Source organism: Coriobacteriia bacterium, from assembly GCA_031292615.1.
Taxonomy (GTDB): domain Bacteria; phylum Actinomycetota; class Coriobacteriia; order Anaerosomatales; family JAAXUF01; genus JARLGT01.
In genome coordinates this window covers 1-25,212 of the sequence record JARLGT010000089.1, presented here as the reverse complement: position 1 = coordinate 25,212, position 25,212 = coordinate 1, and the positions used below count along the sequence as shown (strand labels likewise).

At 65.1% G+C, this 25,212-nt stretch carries 29 protein-coding genes; all 29 read right to left on the bottom strand.

Going from position 1 to position 25,212, the window contains the following annotated elements; genetic code table 11:
• Positions 1-579 (bottom strand): magnesium chelatase domain-containing protein (locus P4L93_07930; protein ID MDR3686866.1); only part of this gene is annotated, 579 nt, incomplete at its 3' end.
• Between the two features lie 4 nt (positions 580-583).
• Positions 584-952, bottom strand: coding sequence for a YraN family protein (locus P4L93_07925; protein MDR3686865.1), 369 nt, complete (start codon positions 950-952; stop codon positions 584-586).
• A 115-nt stretch (positions 953-1,067) separates the two neighbouring features.
• Positions 1,068-1,856 (bottom strand): ribonuclease HII, encoded by a 789-nt coding sequence (locus P4L93_07920; GenBank protein ID MDR3686864.1) that lies wholly within the window; start codon positions 1,854-1,856, stop codon positions 1,068-1,070.
• Between the two features lie 117 nt (positions 1,857-1,973).
• Positions 1,974-2,318, bottom strand: a complete 345-nt coding sequence (rplS, locus tag P4L93_07915; protein ID MDR3686863.1) for a 50S ribosomal protein L19 — start codon at positions 2,316-2,318, stop codon at positions 1,974-1,976.
• A gap of 143 nt (positions 2,319-2,461) precedes the next feature.
• Positions 2,462-3,031, bottom strand: a complete 570-nt coding sequence (gene lepB / locus P4L93_07910; protein MDR3686862.1) for a signal peptidase I — start codon at positions 3,029-3,031, stop codon at positions 2,462-2,464.
• Between the two features lie 4 nt (positions 3,032-3,035).
• Entirely contained in the window at positions 3,036-3,785 is a 750-nt protein-coding gene (gene trmD, locus P4L93_07905) for a tRNA (guanosine(37)-N1)-methyltransferase TrmD (GenBank protein ID MDR3686861.1), read from the bottom strand.
• Positions 3,782-4,318, bottom strand: coding sequence for a ribosome maturation factor RimM (rimM, locus tag P4L93_07900; GenBank protein MDR3686860.1), 537 nt, complete (start codon positions 4,316-4,318; stop codon positions 3,782-3,784). Before rimM ends, trmD begins: the two co-directional genes overlap by 4 nt.
• 4 nt (positions 4,319-4,322) lie before the next feature.
• Positions 4,323-4,565, bottom strand: a complete 243-nt coding sequence (locus P4L93_07895; GenBank protein ID MDR3686859.1) for a KH domain-containing protein — start codon at positions 4,563-4,565, stop codon at positions 4,323-4,325.
• Positions 4,566-4,576: 11 nt separating this feature from the next.
• Positions 4,577-5,086, bottom strand: coding sequence for a 30S ribosomal protein S16 (gene rpsP, locus P4L93_07890; GenBank protein ID MDR3686858.1), 510 nt, complete (start codon positions 5,084-5,086; stop codon positions 4,577-4,579).
• Positions 5,087-5,232: 146 nt separating this feature from the next.
• The gene (gene ffh / locus P4L93_07885) at positions 5,233-6,579 is read right to left on the bottom strand and encodes a signal recognition particle protein (protein ID MDR3686857.1); all 1,347 of its coding nucleotides are present in this window, start codon (positions 6,577-6,579) and stop codon (positions 5,233-5,235) included.
• Positions 6,580-6,661: 82 nt separating this feature from the next.
• Positions 6,662-7,237: a signal peptidase I gene (gene lepB, locus P4L93_07880; protein ID MDR3686856.1), complete on the bottom strand. Its 576-nt coding sequence runs from the start codon at positions 7,235-7,237 to the stop codon at positions 6,662-6,664.
• On the bottom strand, positions 7,234-8,145 hold the full coding sequence (gene ftsY / locus P4L93_07875) for a signal recognition particle-docking protein FtsY (GenBank protein ID MDR3686855.1): 912 nt from the start codon (positions 8,143-8,145) through the stop codon (positions 7,234-7,236). Before ftsY ends, lepB (P4L93_07880) begins: the two co-directional genes overlap by 4 nt.
• A complete protein-coding gene (gene smc / locus P4L93_07870) occupies positions 8,126-11,689 on the bottom strand; it encodes a chromosome segregation protein SMC (protein MDR3686854.1) in 3,564 nt (1,187 codons plus the stop codon). Before smc ends, ftsY begins: the two co-directional genes overlap by 20 nt.
• A 103-nt stretch (positions 11,690-11,792) precedes the next feature.
• A complete protein-coding gene (rnc, locus tag P4L93_07865; protein ID MDR3686853.1) occupies positions 11,793-12,533 on the bottom strand; it encodes a ribonuclease III in 741 nt (246 codons plus the stop codon).
• 12 nt (positions 12,534-12,545) lie between these two features.
• Entirely contained in the window at positions 12,546-13,775 is a 1,230-nt protein-coding gene (gene fabF / locus P4L93_07860) for a beta-ketoacyl-ACP synthase II (protein ID MDR3686852.1), read from the bottom strand.
• Positions 13,772-14,731 (bottom strand): nitronate monooxygenase, encoded by a 960-nt coding sequence (locus tag P4L93_07855; protein ID MDR3686851.1) that lies wholly within the window; start codon positions 14,729-14,731, stop codon positions 13,772-13,774. The genes fabF and P4L93_07855 overlap by 4 nt, the downstream gene beginning before the upstream one ends.
• Positions 14,732-14,842: 111 nt before the next feature.
• Positions 14,843-15,085 (bottom strand): acyl carrier protein, encoded by a 243-nt coding sequence (locus tag P4L93_07850; GenBank protein MDR3686850.1) that lies wholly within the window; start codon positions 15,083-15,085, stop codon positions 14,843-14,845.
• 73 nt (positions 15,086-15,158) lie between these two features.
• Positions 15,159-15,908, bottom strand: coding sequence for a 3-oxoacyl-[acyl-carrier-protein] reductase (gene fabG / locus P4L93_07845; protein ID MDR3686849.1), 750 nt, complete (start codon positions 15,906-15,908; stop codon positions 15,159-15,161).
• Positions 15,908-16,828: an ACP S-malonyltransferase gene (fabD, locus tag P4L93_07840; protein MDR3686848.1), complete on the bottom strand. Its 921-nt coding sequence runs from the start codon at positions 16,826-16,828 to the stop codon at positions 15,908-15,910. Before fabD ends, fabG begins: the two co-directional genes overlap by 1 nt.
• Before the next feature lie 4 nt (positions 16,829-16,832).
• The gene (gene fabK, locus P4L93_07835) at positions 16,833-17,783 is read right to left on the bottom strand and encodes an enoyl-[acyl-carrier-protein] reductase FabK (protein ID MDR3686847.1); all 951 of its coding nucleotides are present in this window, start codon (positions 17,781-17,783) and stop codon (positions 16,833-16,835) included.
• Between the two features lie 6 nt (positions 17,784-17,789).
• Positions 17,790-18,794: a ketoacyl-ACP synthase III gene (locus P4L93_07830; protein ID MDR3686846.1), complete on the bottom strand. Its 1,005-nt coding sequence runs from the start codon at positions 18,792-18,794 to the stop codon at positions 17,790-17,792.
• A gap of 116 nt (positions 18,795-18,910) precedes the next feature.
• On the bottom strand, positions 18,911-19,912 hold the full coding sequence (gene plsX / locus P4L93_07825; protein MDR3686845.1) for a phosphate acyltransferase PlsX: 1,002 nt from the start codon (positions 19,910-19,912) through the stop codon (positions 18,911-18,913).
• A 244-nt stretch (positions 19,913-20,156) separates the two neighbouring features.
• Positions 20,157-20,333, bottom strand: coding sequence for a 50S ribosomal protein L32 (gene rpmF, locus P4L93_07820; GenBank protein ID MDR3686844.1), 177 nt, complete (start codon positions 20,331-20,333; stop codon positions 20,157-20,159).
• Positions 20,334-20,433: 100 nt separating this feature from the next.
• Entirely contained in the window at positions 20,434-21,972 is a 1,539-nt protein-coding gene (locus P4L93_07815) for a hypothetical protein (GenBank protein ID MDR3686843.1), read from the bottom strand.
• Positions 21,947-22,489: a DUF177 domain-containing protein gene (locus tag P4L93_07810; GenBank protein ID MDR3686842.1), complete on the bottom strand. Its 543-nt coding sequence runs from the start codon at positions 22,487-22,489 to the stop codon at positions 21,947-21,949. Before P4L93_07810 ends, P4L93_07815 begins: the two co-directional genes overlap by 26 nt.
• A 30-nt stretch (positions 22,490-22,519) precedes the next feature.
• Entirely contained in the window at positions 22,520-22,984 is a 465-nt protein-coding gene (locus P4L93_07805) for an ATPase (GenBank protein MDR3686841.1), read from the bottom strand.
• Between the two features lie 12 nt (positions 22,985-22,996).
• Complete coding sequence (coaD, locus tag P4L93_07800; GenBank protein MDR3686840.1) at positions 22,997-23,488, bottom strand: pantetheine-phosphate adenylyltransferase; 492 nt, start codon at positions 23,486-23,488, stop codon at positions 22,997-22,999.
• Positions 23,485-24,069 (bottom strand): 16S rRNA (guanine(966)-N(2))-methyltransferase RsmD, encoded by a 585-nt coding sequence (gene rsmD, locus P4L93_07795; GenBank protein MDR3686839.1) that lies wholly within the window; start codon positions 24,067-24,069, stop codon positions 23,485-23,487. Before rsmD ends, coaD begins: the two co-directional genes overlap by 4 nt.
• A partial coding sequence (locus P4L93_07790) for a helicase-related protein (protein ID MDR3686838.1) occupies positions 24,066-25,212 on the bottom strand: 1,147 nt, incomplete at its 5' end. The genes P4L93_07790 and rsmD, both read right to left, overlap by 4 nt.

Here is a 25,212-nt window from a genome sequence, read left to right as displayed (position 1 = left end):
TTCGTGACCAGCGACGTCCGCGAAGTCCAGGCCGCTCTCGGCCGACGGGGGACTCACTACGCTCAGAGGTGCGTTCTCGGGCAGTCCGCCTCGCAACTGGCTGAGCCGCTCGAGCGGTCGATAGTCTAGGCCGTCGAGCGAGGTCGCGGCGGGCGCCTGCGCCGGTCCGAGAAGCGCCAGCCGTGCGTCGCGCGCGGCGAGCGCGTAGGCAAGCATGCCCGTGACAGGTCGTACGGAACCGTCGAGCGAGAGCTCGCCAATCGCCACACAGCTCGCGGCAAGCCGCGCGGGCACCTGACCGGTTGCAGCTAGAATGCCGAGCGCAATGGGAAGGTCAAAGCCCGTCCCGTGCTTGCGCACCGGCCCCGGCGCAAGGTTGACCACGATGCGGGCGTTGGGGACCTCAAAGCCGGCCGCTCGCAACGCCGAGCGGACTCTCTCTCTCGCCTCCTGAACCGCAAGGTCGCCAAGTCCGACAATGGCGAACGTTGGCAGCCCCGCGCCGACGTCGACCTCGGCATCGACCGATACTGCTTGTACGCCGGCGAGTGTGAACGTCCCGACCGTGCACTGCCCCACGGGGTCACTCCGGCACGAACGCAGCGCGATGATGTCGCAGCAGCGCACGGTCCTCGGCTATGACCAGCAGGGTGATGACGTCGAATCGCACGGGAACGTCGCTCACGCCTGCGCTCTGCAGGTACGCAGCTGCGAGTTTGGCGTAGCGGCGCTGCTTGGCCGGAGTGACGGCCTCCTCGGGCGTGCCCTTCGCCACCGTGCGTCGCGTCTTGACCTCGACCAGCACGATTGCCCGGTCGTCCAGCGCAACGATGTCGATCTCGCCCGCCGAGCAGCGCCAGTTGCGCTCGACCACTGTCATGCCAGCTCGCTCAAGGAAGGCCGCCGCAGCATCTTCGCCGCGCTCCCCCAGCCGCTTCCGATCCAGGTTCATGTGAACCACCTCCGTCACGGAGGATGGCAGGAGGAGGTTTCGCGAAATGGGCCTGAATCGAACTGAGAGCTTACCCGCGCAGCCCGAAGTGGTGTCGGGCGCGCCGCCGACATCGTCAGAACAGCGACGCGGTGCCCCCACCGATTGAGAACGAGCGCCGGTGTACCGCCGAGAGCCCCACGCGCCCGATCGCGGCCAAGTGCTCCGACGTGCCATAGCCCTTGTTGATCTCGAATCCGTACTCGGGGTGCTCGGCGGCGAGCGACCGCATCAGCGCGTCACGAGTCACCTTGGCCACGATCGACGCAGCTGCAACGGCGGCGACCTTCGAGTCCCCCTTGACCACGGCTGTCTCTTGTTCGACCACTCGCATGGGCAGGCCGTCGATCACCACGTGGTCGACGGTGAGTCCGAGCCCGTCGATCGCCAGGCCCATTGCCCTGCGTAGTGCGGCCGTCATCCCAAGTGAGTCGATCTCGCCTGGCGAGACGTGCGCCATGCCGATCGCGATCGCGTGTTCACGGATTACGAGCGCAAGCTCCTCGCGTCGCTGTGGTGAGAGTCGCTTGCTGTCGTCGAGTCCCTCGATGCGAGGCTCGTCGGGCAACACTACTGCGGCCGCCGTAAGTGGCCCCGCAAGCGCTCCTCGGCCTACCTCGTCGACTCCGGCGACCAGGATGCAGCCTCGAGCGCGCAGCTCGCACTCCATGGCGTAGAGCCTCTGCGTACGTGCACGCTCTCGCTTCTCGGCCGCCAGGCGTGCGCGAGCGGAGTCGAGCAGCGCCTGCACGCCAGCGCGATCGTCTTGCGCCAAGCGCACGAGCAAGCTGGAAAGCGCTCGCCCTTGCGTCGAAGCGAGCAGGGCGCGGATCTCGGCGATTGAGAGTGCGTCGCGCGGGGTCATGGCGCAACCGGTGCTGCGTCGGTCAGAAACGCGACGAGCGAGGCGCCGCAGTTGCGGGCCTCGCTCGAATGTGTCGCATGTGCCGTCGGCATGTCGGGGACGGCTCGCAAGAGGGGCCTAGTAGCCCTTCTCCTTGAGGCGAGCGGCCTTGCCGATCTTGTCGCGGAGGAAGTACAGCTTGCTGCGGCGCACCTTGCCGTGCGAGAGGACCTCGATCTTGTCGATCTTGGGGGAGTTCACCGGAAAGGTACGCTCGACGCCGACGCCGAACGAGATCTTGCGGACGGTGAACGTCTCGCGGTTCGTGGAGCCGTGACGACGGATGCAGACACCCTGGAAGACCTGCGTGCGCTCCCGGGTACCTTCGATGATCTTGTAGTGAACCTTGACGGAGTCACCGACCGCTACCTGCTCAAGGTCCTCACGGATCTGCTGCTGCTCGATGGCGCGAATGATGTCCATTGTTCTGGAGGTTCCTGTTCTTTAGATGATTCGTCTGCGCACCGCGAAGATGGCGCGAGTGGGTAGTATAGACCACCCTCCCAGCTGGCACAATGCCACGCCGAGAACCCCGCTGCCACGCCCCAAGAAGCGCCCGTCTGTCGCTAGTTCAGACCGCCGAACGCGGACAGCGGCCAGTATGTCCAGACGGCATGACCTTCGACCGCCTTGGCCGAGATAGGGCCAAAGACACGGCTATCTCCGCTATTGGTTCGGTTGTCGCCCATCACCCAGAGATCGCCCGCCGGCACCGTGTACGGAAACTTGAACTCGGCTGTCAGAGGAACGCTGGGTTGGCCGTGCGTGTAGGGCTCGACCAGCTCTGTCCCATTGACGAAGACCTTGCCGTTCCTTAGGTCGACGACTTGGCCACCAGTGGCGATGACGCGCTTGATCAGGTGCGGATGCTCGCCCTTGGGATCCGGGAACACGACGATGTCGCCGTAACGAGGCGGTCGGACGAAGCGATACGTGATCTTCTCGGCCAGGACTCGGTTGCCGATCTCGATCGTCGGAATCATCGAACCAGTCGGGACGATGAATGGCTCGACGAGCAACGAGCGGATACCGAAGGCCAGCGCGAAGGCCAAGGCCACGAGTAGTGCTGTCTCAAGCAGCCAGCGACCCATCGACTGCTCTTCTGCCTTGGGGGCCACGCTCTGGGAGTCGGTCATGCGTCTACCTTTCCTTGGGCGCGTAGGCCCGGTTCAGTTCGTCTTCAACGATCGCACGTTCAGCTTGGGTCAGCGATAGGCCTGCCAAGAGGTCCGGGCGCACTCGCACCGTCTTGCGCAACGACTGCTCCCGGCGCCATGCCGCTATACGTCCGTGATCGCCCGAGCGCAACACATCGGGCACGTCCATTCCAAAGAAGCTCGCAGGTCGGGTGTACTGAGGGTACTCCAGAACCCCGTCGGCGAACGACTCATCCACAGAAGATTCATCATCGCCGAGAACCCCAGGGAGCTGGCGCGATACCGCGTCGATGACCACCATCGCCGGTAGCTCGCCCCCGGTGAGCACGTAGTCGCCGATCGAGAGCTCGAGGTCCGCTCGCGTAAGCGCGCGCTCGTCGAAGCCCTCGTAGCGGCCGCACACAAAGACGAGGCGCTCTTTCTCGGCGAGTTCTATCGCGATGGCCTGCGAGAACGGCCGTCCCGATGGCGTAAAGAAGACCACGTAGCCAGGCTCGTCCTCAAGCTCTTGGACGGCATCGAGCGCCTCGAAAAGGGGCTCGGGCTTCATGACCATGCCGGGGCCACCGCCGTACGGCGCGTCATCCGTCGTGCGGTGACGGTCGTGCGTCCAGTCGCGAAGGTCGTGGCAGCGCAACTCCAGCAGTCCGCGCTCCCGCGCTAGCCCTACGATCGAGGCGGACATCGGAGCCTCGAACATGTCTGGAAAGATTGTGATGACGTCAGCGATCATGGCGTTGTCGCATCGTCAGGCAGCAGGCCTTCGAGCAGAGTTACTGCCACGCTTCCGGCGTCCCAGTCAATCTTGCGCACGACGTCGTCGATTACGGGCAGCAGCACCTCGCCAAACGGACCTTCGACAACCCAGACGTCGTTGGCGCCCGTGAAGATGACCTCAACGATGGTGCCGAGGTCTCCCCGCTTCGCATCTGTGACGGTAAGGCCGACCGGATCGTCCTCGGCTTCGACGGGCTCGTCCCAACCTTCAGGCAGTTGATCGCTACGCACCATAATGTCGGCGCCTACGAGCTTCTGCGCGACGCCGATGTCGTCGACCCCGCTCACCTTGACCAGTGGACCTTTTGGGCCGCGGCGCACGTTCTCAATGAGACCGGTGCGGACGCCCGCGGGCGGCGGAACGAACCAGACTTCGAGGCCGATGGGAAGCACAAAGGGAAGGTCTGCGGCTGGCTCGACCGCGACCTCCCCCTTGAGACCATGCGATTTGACTACCCGCGCAAGCGCGGTGAACGGTGCGGGAGCCATGTCCCTAACCGACTACTTCGACCTCTACTTGCTTGTCCGCACTGGTGCCGGCGGCGCGCGCAAGCGTGCGAATCGCCTTGATGATGCGGCCTTGGCGACCGATCACCTTTCCGACATCGGCCGGATCAAGCGCAATCTCGAAGGTGACGGCCGCGTCAGTCTCGGAGACCGTGATAGAGACCGAATCCGCGTCATCGACGAGCGACGTGACCAGATAGCGCACGAGCCCTTCGGTATCTGCGGCCATGGTGTCCTCGACTACTCGGCAGCTTCGGGCTCGGCGGCCTGGTCGGCAGCCTCGTCCGGGACGACCTCGGCGGCCTCCTCAGCGGGAGCCTCCTCGGCAGGGGCGGCAGCTGCTTCGGCAGCAGCCTCGGCGGCGGCGGCCTTCTCGGCAGCCTTCTCTTCGGCAGCCTTAACCTTCGCAGCCTCGGCGTCAGCGACGGCCTTGGCCGCAGCCTCTACCTCAGCGGCGGCTTTGGCGGCAGCCTTCTTGGAAACAGACTCGACCTTGACCGGCACGGTCTTCTCGCCGCGAACAATCGCGATGAGCTTCTCGGCGGCCTCGGTAGGCTGCGCGCCCTTCGCGAGCCAGGCGTCGACCTTCTCGAGGTCGAGCTCCACGACAGACGGCTCAGAGCGCGGGTTGTAACGGCCCACGATTTCAATGAAGCGGCCATCGCGACGCGCGCGGCCGTCGGCAACGACGACGCGATAGAACGGCGCCTTCTTGGCGCCGTGGCGCGCGAGACGGATCTTGACTGCCAACAGGTTCACCTCCGGTAAAAGCGACCCTCACATCGGGTCGCACTGCAATACGAGCAAAGCGGTTGCCTATACTACGACACTCGGCAGGGGCGGTCAAAGCCACGCTCCCGGGCGTGCACCACGCACCAGCGCGCGGCGGTTGGCGCCTAGAAGCCGCCCGGCGGCATACCGGGGAAGCGCATGCGCTTCTTGCCCTTGCCACTGGCCGACTGGAACTGCTTCATGAGCTTGCGGGTATCGGCGAACTGCTTGAGTAACTGGTTGACGTCGTAGACCTGAACGCCCGATCCCGTCGCGATGCGCTGCCGTCGCGAGCCGTTGATGATCGCAGGCTTCGATCGCTCGGCGGTGGTCATGGAGAAGATGATCGCCTCGATGCGATCGAGCGCACCCTCGTCGACCTCGCCTTCCATGTCCTTGGTGATTTTGCCCGCGCCCGGAAGCGACTTGAGGATGCCGCCGAGCCCACCCATCTTGCGAACCTGTTTGATCTGTGCGAGGAAGTCGTCGAGCGTGAAGTCGGCCTTGCGCAGCCGCTCGGCGGCCGCCTCGTCCATCTCGGCGGCGCCGACCTCTTGGGCCTTCTCGATGAGCGAGACGACGTCGCCCATGCCGAGGATCCGCTTGGCCATGCGGTCGGGATAGAAGGCCGTCAGCGAGTCCGGCTTCTCCCCCTCCGAGGCAAACTTGATCGGCTTGCCGGTGACCTGGCGGATCGAGAGCGCTGCACCACCACGAGCGTCACCGTCGAGCTTGCTCATGATGACGCCGTCGAAGTCGACCTTCTCGGCGAACGCAGCAGCAACGTTAACCGCATCCTGGCCGGTCATGGCGTCGACCACCATGAGGATCTGGTCGGGGCGCACGGCGTCGCGGATTGCGGCAGCCTCGGCCATCATCGCATCGTCGACGTGCAGGCGACCTGCCGTGTCGACGATGACCACGTCGTGCAGGGTGTCGATCGCGTGCTTGACGCCAGCCTTGGCGATGGCGACCGCATCGGTACCTTCGCCGCGATACACGTCGATGTTCAGCTCGCGGCCGAGGGCTTCGAGCTGATCGATCGCCGCGGGGCGGTAGACGTCGCAGGCGACCATGAGCGGCCGCTTGCCCTGCTTGCGCAGCATGTACGCGAGCTTGGTCGTGGCGGTCGTCTTGCCCGAGCCCTGCAGGCCCACCAGCATGATCACGTTGGGGATGCGGCCCGAGAGCACCAAGCGCGAGTTTGTCGAGCCGAGGAGCTCGGTGAGCTGGTCGAGGACGATCTTGATAACCATCTGGCCGGGAGTGAGCGACTTCATCACGTCGGCGCCGATGGCCTTCTCGCGTACCGCCGCCACGAACTCTTTGACCACCTTGAAGTTCACGTCGGCTTCGAGCAGCGCCATGCGAATCTCGCGCATGGCTGCGTCGACGTCAGCCTCCGTCAAGCGACCCTTGCCGGTCAGATTGGCGAACACCGCCTGGAGGCGGTCGGAAAGGTTATCGAACATGCGTCACCTTTCAGATATTCGGGCTCGATGAGCGGCGCGCGTCACACGGTAGCCAGCACTCGGCACCGGGTCAATCGGTGGGTCAGTTCACGAGCCTGATGCGATTCAGTGGTGCGAAGACCAGCACGGCGCGGCCCTTGAGTCCGGAGAGCGGGACAGGCCCGAGGTATCGGCTGTCCTCGGAGATGGGCCGGTTATCGCCCATGATGTAGACGTAGCCACTTGGGACGACATAAGGACCGCGCGACACCGAGAACTGCGGTGAGACGAACTGTCCACGCGCCGGCTCGGCCACGCCGTTGACCCACGCCACGTCGTCCTTGATCTCGACGGTGTCGCCGGGCAGCGCGATCACGCGCTTCACCAGCTCGACCGGGCCGGTCTTCTCCAAGACACTGGTGACGACGATATCGCCCTGGTGCAGCGAGTTGGCTCCGTGCGTGATGAGCAGGTAGTCGCCGTTGTGCAGCGTAGGCAGCATCGACTCGCCGTCGACCACGGCACTCGAGAAGAACACGTAGAACACCAAGACGATCGCGACCAGCAGCAGAAGAAGCGGAACGACGATCCACTTCGCCATCAGGTCCGCGGCCTTGCTTGGCTCCCTCGGTGCAGGTTGGAGAACCGTGGGGCCCATGTAGAGGTCGTCGTTGCTCACGACGAGACCAGCGCAGCCGCGAACTCCTCGGCGACGAAGGAGCGCAGATCCTCGATGCCTTCGCCCACTCCGATCCTGACGATCGGGATGCCGAGTTCGCGTGCGACCGCCACAGCGATTCCACCCTTGGCCGTGCCGTCGAGCTTGGTAATGGCGATTGCATCGACGCTCAATGCGGAGTTGAACTCCCGCGCCTGATTCAGGCCGTTTTGTCCGGTGGTCGCATCCATGACAAGCAACGTCTTGACCGGCGGCTTGCTGCGATTCTCAGTAACGCGCTTGACCTTCACCAACTCGCGCATGAGATCTGCCGACGTATGCAGTCGGCCGGCTGTGTCTATGAGAGTCAGGTCCGCGCCGATCTCTTCGGCGCGCGCGACGGTGTCGAAGGCTACAGCCGCTGGGTCTGCCCCACGATCGCGACGCACGACGGGGACCTGCGCCCGCTCGGCCCACACGTCGAGCTGCTCGGAGGCGGCAGCGCGAAACGTGTCCGCCGAACCGAGCATGACCTTGCGACCGGCGTCCACGCCCTGTTTTGCGAGCTTGCCAACGGTGGTGGTCTTGCCGGTGCCGTTCACGCCGACAACCAGGATGGTAACCGGCAGAATTGTGAGCGGATCGACGGCATCGGTGAGGAACTCGGCGGCAATCTGCGTGCCGAGCGCCTCGATGACTGCCTCGGCGTCAGGAAGCGCGTTCTCGGCCGAGGAGCGACGTAGTCGAGCCACGATGTCAGTCGTCGCCAGGTATCCCAGATCGGAGCCGATCAGGGTGTCCTCCAGGTCGGCCCAGAACTCCTCGTCGAGGTTGGGGCCTCGGCCAAGAAGGACGTTGAGTTGGCCACCGAGCTTCTCTCGGCTGCGCGAAAGCCCGTCGGACAGGCGCCTATACCACGGCGTTGACATCTGCAGCCTTCGCTTCTGCTGCGACGCGGTCGAGCTTCTGGCTGACGACCTTTGACACGCCGTCGGCTTGCATTGAGACGCCGTACAGGACGTCAGCCATCTCCATCGTGCGGCGCTGGTGAGTGACGATGATGAACTGCGTCTGCGTGCGCATCGAATCCGCGAAAGCGACGAACCGACGTAGGTTCGTGTCATCGAGCGCGGCTTCGACCTCGTCGAGGATGTAGAACGGGCACGGACGCGTGCGGTAAACAGAGAACAGCAATGCTAGGGCGGTCAGCGACTTCTCGCCGCCGGACATCAGCGTCATCTTAGAGAGCTTCTTGCCCCGCGGTTGTGCGATGACCTCGACGCCGGTGATGTCGGGGTCGTCTGGGTTGGTGAGCTGGAGCTGCGCCGTTCCGCCGGGGAACAGCAGCCCAAAGATCTCCTGGAACGAGCGATCCACAAGTTCGAAGGTCTCGAGGAAGCGGTCGCGCATCTTTCGATCGATGGCAGCGACGACCTTTTGAAGGGCACGGCGCGAGCTGTCGAGGTCCTCGATCTGTGAGTTCATGAACTCGCGGCGGCTCTTGAGTGCCTCGAACTCTTCCATCGCGATAGGGTTGACCGGCCCGAGATTCGCGATCTGCTTGCGCAGGCGGTGCGCACGGTCCTCGGCGGCCGTGCGGTTGCCGACCTCCTCGGCGGCGAGCGCCGTTTCGAGCGGCATCCCGAGGTCTTCGACGATGCGACGAACAGCCTGGTTGACCTGCACCTCGAGCTGCCCTCGCTCGACCCGCACGTCGGTCGCCGACATGTTCTTGCCGTCGATCTCGGCCTGCACCTCTTTGACTGCCTCCTGTGCGGCCTGAATTGTCGCGCGGAGCGACTCCGAGTCGGCCTGCTCGAAGCGGGCGCGGTCCTTGAGCTTGGCGGCCCAGTGCTCGGCGCGCTCCTGCAAGACGACATAGAGGTCGTGTATCGGCTGGATGCGCTGGCGCAGTAGCTCCAGAGCCTTCTCGGCCTCAGCGGACATTCTGACCGTCGATTCGAGCTCCTTGAGCTCGGCCGCGATGGTGTTGACTTGGCGCTTGAGGTGAACCTCGCGCTCCGAGACGGTCGCGATCTCGACCTGGCAAGTGCCGAGGCGCTCTGCCACCGCACTCTCCTCACGGAAGCGCTGATCGCGCTGCTCACGGCTGACGGCCGAGGCCTCCTCGAGGCGTTCGAGCTCGGCTGCGGCTGCCACGATGCGCTCTTGGAGCTGGCCGACGGCCGGGCGGTCTTTGGCCGTGCGGTCGCGAATGTCGCTGATGCGGCGCTCAACGCCCGCGGTCTCGACGTCCAGAGCCGTGAGCTGCTGCTCTAGGCGGCCGACCTCTTCGAGCATCGAGTCGTGCTCGCCGGTCAGTGCCGCGATCTTCTGCGAGAGCTCGAGCGCGTCCTGCTGCGCCGCGTTCAGGGCCTCCTCGGCCGCTCCGCTCGCGGCCTCGGCTTCCCCCACTGCCGCCGAGTAAGCGCCCATCAGCTCGTGCAGCTCGTTGATTCGCCGCTTGCGTGCGAGCACGCCATCGGTGTCGCTGACCTGCTTGCCCAACGTGAGCTTGCCGCTCGGCCAGACGACGGCCCCTTCCCGCGTCGCGAAACGGGCGCCGCTGGTGTCGGCGCCGGCGGCGACAAACGCCGAGTCAATCGAGTCGACCACAAAGACGTCGCCCAGCAGCGACTCGACGGCGGGACGTACGCGATCCTCGCAGGTCAGCGAGTCGAGCAGCCGCTGGCCGGTGGCTGGCGTGCCGGTGAGTCTGGGGCGCGAGCCCTTCAGCGGGACGATCGAGATCTCGCCCTCGACATGGTTTTGGAGTGCCGTGGCGATTGTGGCCGCCGACTTGGGGTCCTCAACGAGCAAGCCAAACAGATCGGCGCCCAAGAGACGCTCCACGAGCGGCTCGAACTCTTCGGGTGCATGGACGACCTCGGCGATCGGACCCACGAGGCCGGGAAGCGAGCGCTCTTGGGCCAGTGCCCATGCCAATGCTGGAGCCGCGCTCTCAAACGCGCGGTCCACCTCCTCCAGCCCGCGCGCCTCGGCGCGCGTCTCGGTGAGCTGGTCGCGATGAGCCTCGAGATCCTTGCGGCGCGAATCGAGCACGCGGACGCGCTTGTCGACGTCAGAGTCGGCTAGCGCCATCTCTCGTCGTGCGTGGGAGAGTTGCCCTGCGAGCGAGTCGAGGCGGCCGCGACGCGCCGAGAGTGTCGACTGCGCAGCTTGGCGCTGCTCGCGGATCGCGACGCTGCGCTCGGCGAGTAGCTCTTCTTCGAGGCGGAATGCGGACAGCGACTGCTCGGCCTTCGCAGCGTCGGCACGGTCGTCCTCGAGCTGCTTGCGCGTGCGGCGGATCTCTGCGGTGAAGCGCGCGAGTTCGTCGTCGGCGGCCATGCGCGCCTTGCGCACGCCCTCACTCTCGCGCCGCAGCTCGTTGAGCTGGCCGTAGAGCGCCTTCATGCGCGCGTCGGTGTCGCCGCGCTCGCTGCCCAGGCGCTCGAGCTCGCCCGCGCGTTGTGCGCTGCGAGTCTCGGACTGGTGCAGCTTCTGGCGAAGCTCCGAGAGCTTCTCGATGAGGTTCTTGCCCTTCTCCTCCAGCAGGAGGAGACCGGCATCGAGACGCTCGAGGATCGACTGCATGCGTCGGCGCTGCTCGGAGAGGTCGCCGACGAACAGGCCCTTCTCCTCGAGCAGGGACTGGAACTTCGAAAGCTCGCGCTCCTTCTCGGCGAGGCGGTAGCGCGACAGATCGATGTCGGCGTCGGCCTCCTTCTCAACCTTCGCCAGGTCGTCCCACGCGCCTTGGAGGCGCCGCAGGTCGTCGACGGCGAGCATCAGCTCGAGTTCGCGCAACTCAGCGACGAATCCGGCGTGCTCTTGGGCCTTCGTGGCCTGACGCTGCAACGGCCGCAGCGAGCGTTCGATCTCCGAGGAGATGTCGCGAGCGCGCTCGAGGTGCGCGTCCATGCCCGAGAGCTTGCGAAGCGCGCGCTCCTTGCGCTTCTTGTGCTTGAGCACGCCAGCAGCCTCTTCGATGAGGCTGCGGCGATCTTCCGGGCGCGAGTTAAGGACCTCATCGAGCCGGCCCTGGCTGATGATTGAGTGGGTATCTCGGCCAAGACCGGAGTCGTGGAGGAGGTCCTGGATGTCCATGAGCCGTGCCGGCGCGTTGTTGATGAGGTACTCGGACTCGCCGTTGCGATACATTCGGCGGGTGATGGTGACCTCGGTGAACTCCAGCGGCAGAGTGCCGTCGGAGTTGTCCAGGACGAGATCGACCTCGGCGACGCCCACGGCTTGACGTGCCGAAGAGCCAGCGAAGATGACGTCTTCCATCGCCTGCCCGCGAAGCTGCTTGGCCGATTGCTCGCCGAGAACCCAAAGCACCGCGTCGGAGATGTTGGACTTGCCCGAGCCGTTCGGGCCAACGACGACCGTGACACCGGGCTCGAGAACGAGCGCGCTCTTGTCGGCGAAGGACTTGAACCCCTTGAGTATGAGCGACTTGAGGTGCACGTTCCCCCTACGAATGTGGGCGCCGAAAAGAGTGCTTCCGCAGGCGCGGAAGCGTCAGTCAGTGTAGCACAGGGGTGGCCGGAAACGGCCGCTCCAACGCCCGCTAACGGCGGCGGCGGCCTCGGCTTTGGAGACGCTTGAGGGCCGCCTCGGCGGCTGCCGCCTCGGCCTCCTTCTTGGAGTGACCGCTGCCCTCGCCCAGAATCTTGCCGCCCACCTCGACGGCGGCCGTGAAGACACGCTGGTGTGGCGGGCCGTCCTGGCTGATCACGCGGTACGTCGGCGCGTCGCCGTGGGCCTGCGTCAGCTCCTGGAGCGCGGACTTGGGGTTCTCCGGGCTGTCGGCGGCCTCCTCGGCGATCAGCGGTCCCACCGAGCGCAGAATCCACTCACGCGCGGCGTCGAGACCGGCGTCGAGGTAGAGCGCCGCAGTCAGTGCCTCGTAGACGTTCTCCAGCGCGCTCGACATTCCACGACCGCCGGTTCCACGCTCGCTCTCGCCGAACACGATCGCCTCGGCAAGCCCGAGTTCGCCGGCGACGCGACCGAGCGTAGTTCCGGACACGACCGAGACGCGGATGCGAGTCATCCCACCCTCAGGCATAGCTGGGAAGCGACGGTAGATCTCCTCGGCGATCACGAAGCCCAAGACCGAGTCGCCCAGGAACTCGAGGCGCTCGTAGTAGGCGTCCGGATTGCGGTCTTCGACCGCCGAGGGGTGCGTGAGCGCGCGGCGCAGGAGTTCGCGGTCCTTGAACTTGTGGTTGGTCGCACGCTCGGCTACAGCGAGCGCGGAGTCGAGCGGCGGCGCGGGTGGCTTTGGTGCGCTCTTGGCGATGGCCATCAGCTTGGAGGCCTACACGCGGCCGAGGATCAGCGTCGCGTTGTGTCCGCCGAAACCAAACGAGTTGCTCATCGTGATCTTCAGGCCGACCTTGCGCGCGACGTTAGGCACGTAGTCCAGGTCGCACGCCGGGTCTGGGTCGGTGAGGTTGATCGTGGGGGGCACCAGGCCGTTCTCCATCGCGAGCACGCAGACTGCGGCTTCGGCAGCGCCGGCGCCGCCGAGCATGTGGCCCATCATCGACTTCGTGGAGCTGACGAGAGGCGCGTCGGCGCCAAACACAGCCTTGATCGCATTTGTCTCGGCGAGGTCGCCCACCTCGGTCGAGGTACCATGCGCGTTGATATAGCCGACAGCGGACGGCTCCAGGTCAGCCTGTGCGAGCGCCTGCTTCATCGCACGGATAGCACCGTTGCCATCGGGAGCCGGCGCGGTGATGTGGTACGCATCGGCCGTCGCCCCGTAGCCAAGAACCTCGGCGCGTATGCGCGCTCCACGAGCCACAGCGTGATCCCAGTCTTCGAGAACCATCAGCCCGCCGCCCTCGGCGATGACGAAGCCGTCGCGGCCGGAATCCCACGGTCGCGAGGCGCCGGCAGGATCGTCGTTGCGCTGCGAGAGAGCGCGCGCCGCGGCAAAACCTGCGACCCCAAGTGGCGTGATGCCGGCATCGAAGCCGCCCGCAACGATCAGGTCGGCGTCGCCACGGCGGATGACCTCGGCTGCCTCACCGATTGCATGCGAGCCGGTTGCACACGCCGAGACGGGCGCGTAGTTGATGCCCTTGAGGCCGTACTTGATCGAGATATGGCCCGCTGCCAGGTCGACGATCATCATCGGCACGACAAAGGGACTCACTCGGCTCGGCCCGCGCTCGAGCAAGACGCTGTGCTGGTCTTCCATCGTGCCGAGCCCGCCGATGCCCGAGCCGACTATGCAACCAGCGCGCAGCGCCAAGTCCTCGTCGATCTCGGTCAGACCAGCTTCGCGCATCGCCTCATCGGCGGCGACCATCGCGAACTGCTGGAAGCGCGAGAGGCGCCGAAGCTCCTTCTTGTCGATGACCGCACTGGCGTCGAAGTCCCTGATGTAGCCCGCGAAACGCGTCGAGTACGCTGAGGCGTCGAAGTGCTCGATTGCCGAGATTCCCGAGCGCCCGTTAGACAGCGAGTCCCACATCGCGGTCGTGCCAACCCCCGTCGGAGTGACAACGCCGACTCCGGTAACTGCGACTCGCCTCATGACTGCTCCCCCTCTGCCGCTCGCCACTCAGCCTCAAGCCTGGTCATGAGTTCGGCGACTGGCAACACGTCGTGGATTCGAGCTGCAGCAGATCCCGCGAACACGAGGCCGTTCTCAACGTCCCCGCCTTGCGCCATCTCCAGCTCGTTCATGATGCAGTACTCCTTGTGGCACTCCTTGAGGCATGAGATGCACCTCGGGATGGCCGGGTAGTCGCCTTCCTGGGTGCGCTCCCAAAACGGATTCCTAAGCGCGCGTCCAGGAAGACCCACCGGGCTTTTCACAATGACGATGCGATCCGGTGTCGAGTCCACGTACATCTGTTTGAATGAATCCGGCGCCGAGCACTCTTCTGTGGCGACAAACCGCGTACCCATCTGAACGCCGGCAGCGCCCAGGTCGAGCACGTCTTTGATGTCGGCGCCGGTAACCACACCGCCAGCCCCGATGACGGGGATGTCGACGGCGTCGATGATCTCGGGCAGCAGATCCATCATCAGACGGTCGGTGCCGAGATGTCCGCCAGCCTCAACGCCCTCGACAACAACAGCCGATGCGCCAAACTTCTCGGCGAGCTTGGCCACACGAACGCTGCCGACGATCGGAACGACAGGAACCTTGAACTCCTTGCCCCAGGAGAAGATGTCGCGGGAAAACCCCGCACCGGCGATGACGATGTCCGCGCCCTCGGCCATCGCGGTACGCACCAGCTCCTTGAAAGCCCGCACAGCGACCATCACGTTGACCCCGAAGACGCCTGTGGTCGCGGTGCGTGCCCTGCGGACCTCGTTTGCGAGCTCTTCGACCGACAGTCCACTGCCGGCGATGATGCCAATGCCGCCAGCGTTGGCTACGGCTGCGGCGAGCGGAGACAGCGAGATGCGAACCGCCATGCCGCCCTGAACGATGGGCAGGCGCGCGGTGCGGTCTCCGATTGTGAGGGTAGGCATGTCCACGGGTTACAAGTGCCTTTCTTGGGAGGCGGGATTTCGTGCGTCATAGGCGCGTGCACACCCGGCGGCGCGCAGAAGCCGCGCGCGACCGCCGGGTGGAAACTACGCAGTGTGTTACTCGGCGTTGGTCTGAATGTAGGAGACAGCATCACCGACGGTCTTGATGCTCTCAGCGTCCTCGTCGGGAATCGAGACGCCGAACTCCTCCTCAAGCGCCATGACGAGCTCGACGATACCGAGCGAGTCGGCACCGAGGTCATCGATGAACGAGGCATCGTCGATGACTTCCTCGTCTTCGACGTTGAGCTGGTCAACGACGACGGCCTTGACCTTGTCGAAGATCTCTTCACGTTCCATGCAGCACACCTCCTCTCGGGCGGCTCAAAGGTGTCGCTTCTTGGCGCGAGACAACGCACCTAACAAGCGCACTCTACGTAAAGGTCATGCCTCCGTCGACTGCCAGCGTCTGTCCGGTGACGTAACCCGCATCGTCACTGGCAAGAAACGCGACAGCATTGGCAACGTCTTGTGCCGCTCCGAACCGGCCTAGCGCGATCTCGGCCATGGTGGCGACGCGAATGTTCTCAGGCAGCTTCGCGGTCATGTCGGTGTCGATGAAGCCGGGAGCGACCGCGTTGACGCGGATGCCGCGCGGCGCAAGCTCGCGAGCGACCGACTTAGTGAGCCCGATGACTCCGGCCTTGGCCGCCGAGTAGTTGGCCTGTCCGGCGTTGCCAGCTATGCCGACAACCGACGTGATGTTGACGATCGAGCCGCTGCGCTGCTTCATCAGATGACGGGTGGCGGCCCGGGTGACGTTGAAGACACCCGTGAGATTGGTGTCGATGACCGCCGACCAGTCCGCATCGCTCATTCTCACGAGCAGACCGTCGCGGGTGATGCCGGCGTTGTTGACGACGATATCGAGTCCGCCCAGTTCGGCGATGGTGATCTCCACCAAGCCGGCGGCGGCACCGGCGTCGCTCACATCGGCCTGCAGAGCCAGGGCTCGCCCACCAGCGGCCTCGATCGCCTCGACGACACCGGCAGCAGCGTCTGCCGAACCGGCGTAGTTGACGGCGACGGTGGCACCCAACGAAGCGAGCTTGACGGCGATTGCAGCGCCAATTCCTCGCGAAGCACCGGTGACGAGGGCGACCTTGCCGTTGAGATCGGGCATCAGTTCAGCACCTCCTCGACGATGGACTCCAAGGACGTCGACTCCACCGACATGCCGGTGATGCCGTCGATTCGCTTGGCGAGTCCCGCGAGCACGCTGCCCGGGCCAGCCTCAACTAAAGTGATCGGACCGTCAGCAACCAACGCTTGCATCGTCTCGGTCCAGCGGACTGGGGATGTAATCTGGGCAATCAGGCGCTCGCGAATCGCGTCTCCGTTGGTCTCGGCGGTGGGGTCGGAGTTCTGGAAGACGGGTATGCGGGCATCGTCGAACTCGGCGCCAATGAGGAGATCTGCGAATGCAGTGCCTGCCGACTCCATCATCGGAGAGTGAAAGGCGCCGGAGACGGCTAGCGGCATGATCCGCCGCGCTCCAGCCTCAGTTAGCGCGGCGGTCGCGGCTGCGATACCCGCTGTCGAGCCAGAGATGACGACTTGGCCGGGCGCGTTGTCGTTGGCAACCCAGACCTCGTCCAGCCCGATGATCGCCTCTCGCACCGCCGAGCCGTCCATGCCGAGAACCGCCGACATCGCACCGGGGCGTGACTCGGCGGCAGCAGCCATGAGCTTGGAGCGCTCGACGACCAGCTCAAGGCCGGCCTCGGGCGAGAAGACGCCCGCGATCGCCAAAGCGGCAAGCTCGCCGAGCGAGTGACCGGCGACAGCGAACGGCTCGACGCCAGAGTCCAGCAGCGTGCGGCCCCACGCCCAGTCGGCGAGGTAGAGCAGCGGCTGAGCAACGCGTGTATCGGCGAGACGTTCCGCCGGCCCGGCAGCAGCGACGATGCGCAGCTCGTGGCCGGAAAGCGCCTCGGCGGCATCGAGCAGGCGCTCTAGGTCGTCGAGCTCGGGAACGTCGTCGAGCATGCCGGGTCGCTGCGATCCCTGACCGGGAAAGACCAGCGCGGTGCGCGATGGCATGCGGCTACCTCGACTTCGGAAGCGTGCCGAGTCTCGTAAGCACCGACTCGGCTTCGGACATCATCTCGGCGACTATCTCGGCCGCGGGCTGAATCTCGCAGACCAATGCCGCGATCTGCCCTGCCATGAGCGAACCCATCTGGACGTCGCCGGTCCGCATGGCTAGGGCAAGCTTGCCACTGCCGAGCGCCTCGATCTCCTCGGTCTTGTTCTCCTTGTCCAAAGCCTCAATCTGTTTGGACAGCTTGTTCTTGAGTACTCGCACGGGGTGACCGGTCGACCGTCCAGTGACTACGGTGTCGCGGTCCTTGGCTTTGATGACCTGCGCCTTAACATCGGGGTGGATGGTGCACTCCTCGGCGCACATGAAGCGTGTGCCCACCTGCACGCCTTCGGCGCCCAGCGCAAACGCGGCTGCCATGCCTCGGCCGTCCGCGATGCCGCCAGCGGCAACAACCGGGATTGAAACGGCGTCGACGAGTTGCGGCACGAGTACCATCGTCGTCAGGTCTCCTATGTGCCCGCCAGCCTCCATGCCTTCGCCGATTATGGCGTCAGCACCGATGGACTCCATGCGCTTGGCCATCGCCACGCTCGGCGCGATGGGAAGCACCTTGATGCCAGCGGCCTTGAGCGCGGCCATGTACTTGCCGGGATTGCCGGCGCCTGTCGTGACGGCATGCACACCCTCCTCGATGACCATCTCAACGATGTCGTCGATGTGCGGCGTGAGCAGCATCAAATTGACGCCGAAGGGCTTGCTCGTCAGCGCCTTGGCGTTGCGAATCTCGTTGCGAAGGACGTCGGTAGGCATGTGGCCGGCGCCGATGATACCGATTCCGCCAGCGTTACTCACGGCAGCGGCCAGCTCGGAGGTGGCAGTCCACGCCATTCCGCCCTGGATGATCGGTATATCGATGCCCAACAGTTCAGTGAGCCGGGTGCGAAGCGCCATGAAGCGTTATGCCTCCCTATTCGGTGCAGCCATCGTCCATCGCACGACCGCGGCTCCCCACGTGAGCCCCGCGCCGAAGCCGACGAGAGCAAGCAGGTCGCCGGGCGCGAGTCGCCCGCTAGTATACAGGTCGTCCAGTGCCAGAGGTATGGAAGCCGCCGACGTGTTTCCGGTGGTCGCGAGGTTCATGTACACGTGGTCATCGTCGAGGCCGAGACGCTCTTCGATGGTAGCGATGATGCGCTGGTTCGCTTGGTGCGGGACGAGCCATCGAAGCTCGGACAGCTCGTGACCGGACTTGGCCAGCGCCTCCTTGGTGGCGCGTGGAATCACGCGCACCGCGAACTTGAAGACCTCGCTCCCATTCATCTTCACGAACTGGTTGTGATCCTCGAGATCTGCCGCGGTCACGGGATGAGCCGCCCCGCCTGCCGGGATGATGAGCTGCTCCCCGCCAGTGCCGTCGGCGCCCAGGACCACGCTTTCGATGCCGTGCTCCTCACTGGCTTGGAGCACGACCGCGCCAGCGCCGTCGCCGAAGAGCACGCACGTCGAGCGGTCGGTGAAGTCGAGCAACCGCGTGAGCGCCTCAGCGCCAACCACGAGCACCGTGTTGGCTCGGCCCGACTCGATCAATCCTGCCGCGCACTGCAGCCCGTAGATCCAGCTTGAACACGCAGCCATCAGGTCGACGGCAGGACACTTCAGGCCAAGCTTGGCCTGCGTACCGCAGGCCGTGGACGGCATGATGTAGTCGGGGCTCGTCGTGCCTACAAAGAGCATGTCGATGTCGTCAGCGGTTACGCCGGCGCGCTCCATCGCAATCTGGGCGGCTCGCGCGGCGAGGTCGGACGTCGTCTCACCTTCGGCAACGACGTGACGCGAGCTGATACCGGTGCGCGAGACTATCCACTCGTCCGATGTCTCGACGATGCGCTCGAAGTCCTTGTTGGTCATGATCGTTTCCGGCAGGTACGAACCGGTGCCGATGATGGTTGCGTAGCGAGTCATATGAAGGCGCGGATCCCTTGCATCGGTGTCAGTGAAGCGTGCTGGCGATACAAACGAAGGGCAGGCGGTCGGGGAAGTGTACCCGACCTCAACGCTAGCAAGAAGTACCGGCCGGTCTAGTTCTCGGCGACGGCTAGCGCGATCTGTTCGGTCAGGCCACCTCGGCCGGCCTGAGCGGCCACACGGATAGCGTTGGAGACGGCCTTGGCCTTCGACGATCCGTGCCCGATGATGCAGACGCCCGCAACTCCGAGCAGTGGTGCGCCGCCGTACGAGTCGGGATCGAGACGCTCCTTGAGGCGGTTGAGCGCGGGGCGCAGGACCGCGGCCGCCGTCTTGGCGACGGGCGAGCCGGTGATAGCGTCCCTCACTTGGGCGAGCAGCACCTTGCTGGTACCTTCCAGCAGCTTCAGAGCGACGTTGCCGGTGAATCCGTCCGTAACTATGACGTCGGTAACGCCGGCAATCACGTCGCGGCCCTCAATGTTGCCGATGAAGTTCGGCACGCGTTCGGCCATGAGCGCATGGGCGTCCTGGGCGAGGATCGAGCCCTTAGTGGGCTCCTCACCGATATTGAGCAGCGCGATGCGCGGTCCTACGACGCCAAGCACCACAGACGCGTACGCGGCGCCCATGAACGCGAACTGCAACAGGTGCTCGGGCTTGCAGTCGGCGTTGGCTCCCACGTCGAGCATCACCGTCGGTGGACCGGCCGTCGGCATCACCGTGGCGATGGCCGGTCGCTGAACCCCCTTGATGCGCCCCATGATCAGTGTTGCGGCGGCCATGGCAGCACCCGTGGAGCCCGCCGAGAAGAACGCCTGTGCGCGCCCCTCTTTGACGAGCCGGCACCCAACCACAATCGACGAGTCCTTCTTCGTGCGGACCGCGTTCGCCGGATGCTCGTCCATCTCGATGACCTCGGTCGTGGCGACTGCCTCCACGCGCGATCCGCGGGCGGTGGCGTACGGTTCGACAACCTCCGCCGGGCCGGTGAGGATGACGTGCAGCGATGGATCGTCGGCCAGAGCGAGGGTGACCCCGGCAAGTATCTCGCCGGGAGCGTTGTCCCCACCTACCGCGTCGACTACCACCGTTACGAGACGGCTTTCAGACATGCATGCTCCTTGGCTACAGACGAGCCGGCGCTCTTCGCCGTCCTTTGCAGACGGAACCGAGTCGAGACCGTTCGCGCAATTCTACCAACCCGGGCCAATCCGCGTCGCGGCTTGGGCGACGGCCGTCCCGAGTGAAAGAGAAATGGCCGGCACCGCCCTTGCAGGGCGATACCGACCACTCATGTGCTCGATCGGGACTCTACGCCACCGACGACCAACCTAGAGCCGCCGAGATTCGCGCGGACTAGTCGATCTCGACGATCTCCTTGCCGTTGTAGAAGCCGCACGTCGGGCAGACGCGGTGCGGGAGCTTGACCTCGTTGCACTGCGGGCAAACCGACTTCGCCGGAGCTTCGAGCACGTGCGATGAGCGGCGCGAGTTGGTCTTGGATCGGCCGGTCTTCCGCTTGGGAACTGCCATCTGAAACCAGGTCCTTCCGTATCTTCGCCCATTTGGGGCGGATCTTCTGCTCTAAGTGGTGCGGCCGTTCCAGCCGCACGAACGACGATGATAGCACGCGTTACTGGAGGTGGGTAGCCGTCTCTTGGGGCTCGTCCTCGACCTCGGGCATCTGCAGCACCCATGCTGGCCACAGCGCCAGCGCGAGCGGCACAAACAGGTTGCCCCAGTAGTTGACCTGGTTGCCCGCCGCGTCGATGCCGGGGTTGCCGACTTTCAGCATTACAAGCAGAGGCGCGATGAGTGCCGCCGCCGCAAAGAGCGCAAACGGCAGCCCTGCGCGCTTCCTGGAGCCGATTGCCCCGAGCACACCGAGCACGAACAGGACCGCAAGCAGCACTCCGTTCGCAGAGAACATGTCGGTGAAGCGTGCCAACGAGTCGATCGCGAACAGCGGGCTCCCCTTCCAATACGTGATCGCCGCCGATCCCGGGACCAGCATGCCACGCACTGCGAGCACGTGAGCCGTGTAGCCCACCGCGAACACGCCGAGCGAGGCGATCCATGGCGCGACGCATCGCCATCGTCTCTCGGCGGGCTCGAAGAGGGCCGTTACGAGTGCGAGGAGCGTCACATAGATGAGGATCTCGCGAGTCAATGCGGCTGCTGTCACGACGGCGGCCGCTGCCCAAAGGTAGCCAACATCGTCTGCGACCCGCCCGCGGAGGAGCAGTGCGATGCCCAAAAGCGCTATGGACATCGCGGGAAGGTCGACGTACGTGACGTAGACAGTAATCGCCGACCCCATTGCGTATGCGACGAGCGCGGCGGCGGCGAGCGGAGCGAACCGCGCGCCTGCCAGCTGGCCCGCAATCGAAGCTGCCGCAACCACCCCCACCGATACGGCCACCAGGAACAGGTAGACGATCCATAGAGGGTCGGCAGGCATGAGTGCCCAGATCCAGTACAAGATCGGGAGACGTACGGACGTGGCGGAACTGGGAAACGCCGGGGACCCTCCCAGCCCGGCCCATGCATCTCGGAACGCCCGGTAATAGGGCTCGCCACTGTGGACAAGGTAGTAGATGCGCCGGTAGAGCGCATCGTCGTTGACGTAAGTGTGGGGCTTGGGGACCTCACGGATCGTCGTCGCACTCAACGGCCCGTAGCCACTCGGCGGGTATCCACCAGCGAAGAGGGGTGCCCAGAGGCTGGCCAGGAGCCAGGCGACCAGTGCCACGGCAACCAACACCTCGAACGTCGCGCGCGGGTAGGGACTGCGTTCGCGAATGCCGCCGACGACGAGTGCCGCCACCAGCGCCAGCACCACGCCAAGCGCCCATCCACCCAACCCGAGTCGGGTGCCCGCTGCAACTGACGGTGGCAGCAGGGCCAACCCGGTTGCGACGGTGACCGTGCCAAGCAGCGCGCCCTGAAGCGTCGAGGACGCGACAAGCCCGGCTATCGCGCCCACGAACAGCGGAGCCTGCCAGCCGGCCGCGTTCGACATCAGGCCGTGGCTCACGAGCAGGTAGGTCACAAGCGCCGAGACGGCGGTCGCCAACCACGAGTTGAGATCTGAGGGTAGCGAAGCGAGAAGCGGGCTAGCGGTGCGGGGCGGAGTGACCGTGTCGTCAGTCGCCATGACCTGCGTCGTCACCCAGCAAGTCCTTGAGCCCGGCAAACGGGTGCAGGTCGTCTACGGATGTTTCGCACCCGCAGGGGCCCTCGTTAAGGTCGGCGCCGCAATTCGCGCACATTCCGGCGCAGTTCTCGTCGTGTAGCGGCGCGAACGGCGCCTCGACCACCAGCGCGGCCATGATGGAAGGGAGCAGGTCGACTCGGTACTCAGAGTCGATGTACTCAACCTGCTGCTCCTCCGGCAGATCCACGTCGCGTCCTCGCATCACGTAGAAGCCGTCCACCTCGGCGTCTATCTCCGTGGGGAACTCGGCGAGGCAACGCGCACAGGTAGCCAGCACTGGCAAGCGAACCTTCCCCATGCCGATGATTGCGGCGCCCGTGTTGGTCAGCGTGATGTCGAAGTGAGCCGGGCCTGTCGGCTTGAAGACCTCGGTGCCGACCTCAAAGGTGTCGAACACGAGATCGTCACTGACAGCGATGGTCTCGGCAAGCACCTCGAGGATCGACTGGATGTCGACCCGGTAGGAGTCCATGGGATTACCGCCTTGGAGTGAGAGAGCGAGCTACTGGCGCTGTCCGCCGCCGACCTTGCCCTGCAGACGATCGCGTCCGCGTTGTACGGCGGTGAGCAACTTGCCGAGGTTGACCTCGAGGTTGGCGAGCATCTCATCGGCGTAGTCCTCGGCGCCGAGACGAATCTCGCGCTCTTGGGTGCGGGCCTTATCGAGGATGTCGGCGGCCTGGGCCTCGGCCAGACGTACGACCTCGGTCTCGTTGGCCAGAGCCTGCGCGCGGTCACGCGCCTCCTCGAGGATGCGGTTAGCCTCTTTCTCGGCCTCTTCCAGCATCTCCTGGCGCTCCTTGACGATCCAGCGAGCCTGCTTGAGCTCGTCGGGGTACTGAGCGCGCACCTCGTCGATGATCTCGTAGACCTTGTCCGGGTCGACCCGCTTTGCACTCGTGAAGGGAACGCCACCGGCGTTGTCGATAATCTCCTCGATGCGGTCGATCAGGGCCATGATGTCCATGAAAGTGCCTCCCTAACGGGCTTCGCTCAGTTTGCGCGAGAGCGCTTCACACACGACATCCGGGACGAGTCCCCGGACACTCCCACCGTGCGCAGCGATCTCCTTGACCGCCGACGAACTCAAGTACATGTACTCAGGTATGGCCATGATGAACATGGTCTCGACCTCGCGATCGAGCCGCCAGTTAAGCGCGGCCATCTGGAACTCACGTTCGAAGTCGGTCATTGCGCGCAGGCCCTTACAGATGACCGACGCACCGACCTCCTCGGCGAAATCCACCAATAGCGTATCAAAAGCGCGCACCGACACGTTGGTCAGGTGCGAAGTCGCCTGCTCGATAAGGTCAACTCGCTCGTCAGGAGTGAAGAGTGGGCCACCATGCTTCTCGGGGGAAAGCGCAACGCCGACAACGAGATCGTCGAAGAGCACGGAGGCTCGCTCGATGATGTCGAGATGGCCGGACGTAACAGGATCGAACGTGCCCGGTACGATTCCGCGCTTCACGTCGACCCTGCCCCCCTTTCGTAACGTGCGATGTCTACCGTCGTAGATCCGTAGCGCTTTGACGCCAAGGCAGTGACGTCCGCGGGCCAGACAGCTTCGCTGACCGAGGAGTGCTCGTAGACGATCAAGGCATCCTCTTCGAGCAGGTCACGCGCCACAAGTGTCGCGACCAACTGCCCCACCTCACCGGCGTCCAGTCTATATGGGGGGTCGAGCAGAAGCAACGAGAACGGGCCGCCGGGGATTGCGCCTCGCTCGGCAAGATATGAGGTGTCGCCGCTCACGATTATCACCGACCGCGCAGCGCCGAGCGTATCGGCATTGGCTCTGAGGACGCCGAGGGCAGGCCGCTCGCGCTCCAGGAACGTCACGTGTTCGACTCCGCGGGAAAGCGCCTCGAAGCCCAGTGCGCCGCTGCCAGCGAACGCGTCCAAGGCGCGGCCCCCGCCGAGATTTGCGCCGGCGTAGGAGACGAGGCTGGAGAAGAGCGCCTCCCTGACCCGATCCGTCGTGGGACGCGTCTCATCGCCTTTGGGTGCAGAGAGGCGCCTGCCTCGATACTCCCCGGAGACGATTCTCATCCGCTGCTCACCCACTGCCACGCTGCGGCAAACGTGCGCTTGACCTCACGCTGCAAAGGGATGTTCTCGGCGGACTTGAGGTGTGGGTCGGCGGCGATGATCGCGGCAGCATCCTCCCGAGCTTGCAGGATGATGTCCGCGTCCGTGAGCACGGAGGCCAGTCGCAGCGCCGGAAGGCCGCTTTGTCGGTCGCCGAGAATGTGGCCTTCGCCGCGCAGTCGCAGGTCGTACTCGGCAAGCTCAAAGCCGTCGGTGGTCGACACGATCGCCGCCATCCGCTCCTTGGCGTCGGTGCTCTTGGGATCCGCGAACAGGTAGACCTCGCCGGGCTGTTCGCCTCGGCCAACCCGCCCGCGCAGCTGATGCAGCTGAGCCAGGCCGAATCGGTCCGCATCCTCGATGATCATGATCGTGGCCTTGGGAACATCGACTCCCACCTCGATGACGGTCGTGGCGACCAGAACGTCGAGCTCGCCGGCTCGAAACTCGCGCATCACGCGTTGCTTGTCAGCGGACTTCATGCGGCCTGTGAGCAGACCCACTCGCAGCTGCGGGAACACCTTTGCCCGCAGGCGCTCCACCTCGCGCGTTGCCGCACGGGCCTCCGCGGCCTCCGACTCGTCGACGAGCGCGCAGACCACGTAGGCCTGCTGGCCTGCCTTTACCGCCTCGCGGACGTGCTCGTAGGCCTTGTCTCGGCTGGCGGAGCGCACGAGCGATGTCTTCACCGGCGGACGGGCCCGGGGCCGCTCGCGCAGATAGGAGGTATCGAGGTCGCCATAGAGCGTCAGCGCGAGCGAGCGCGGTATCGGTGTGGCGGTCATGACGAGGAGGTCGGCAGCAGCGCCCTTGCTGCGCAGGCCGAGCCTCTGGTTGACGCCAAAACGGTGCTGCTCGTCGACGATGGCAAGTGAAAGGTGCTTGAACGCCACGCTCTCTTCGAGCAGAGCGTGGGTACCAAACAGCACTTGGAGCGAGCCGTCCGCCACGCGCGCCAGCAGCTCTCTCCTTTCAGCCGCCGGAGTTGAGCCCGTCAGCAGCCCCCACGCGATACCGGACGTGTCGAGCAGAGGACCCAGTGCGCCCGCGTACTGGACGGCAAGTACCTCGGTGGGTGCCATCATCGCCGACTGAGAGCCGCTG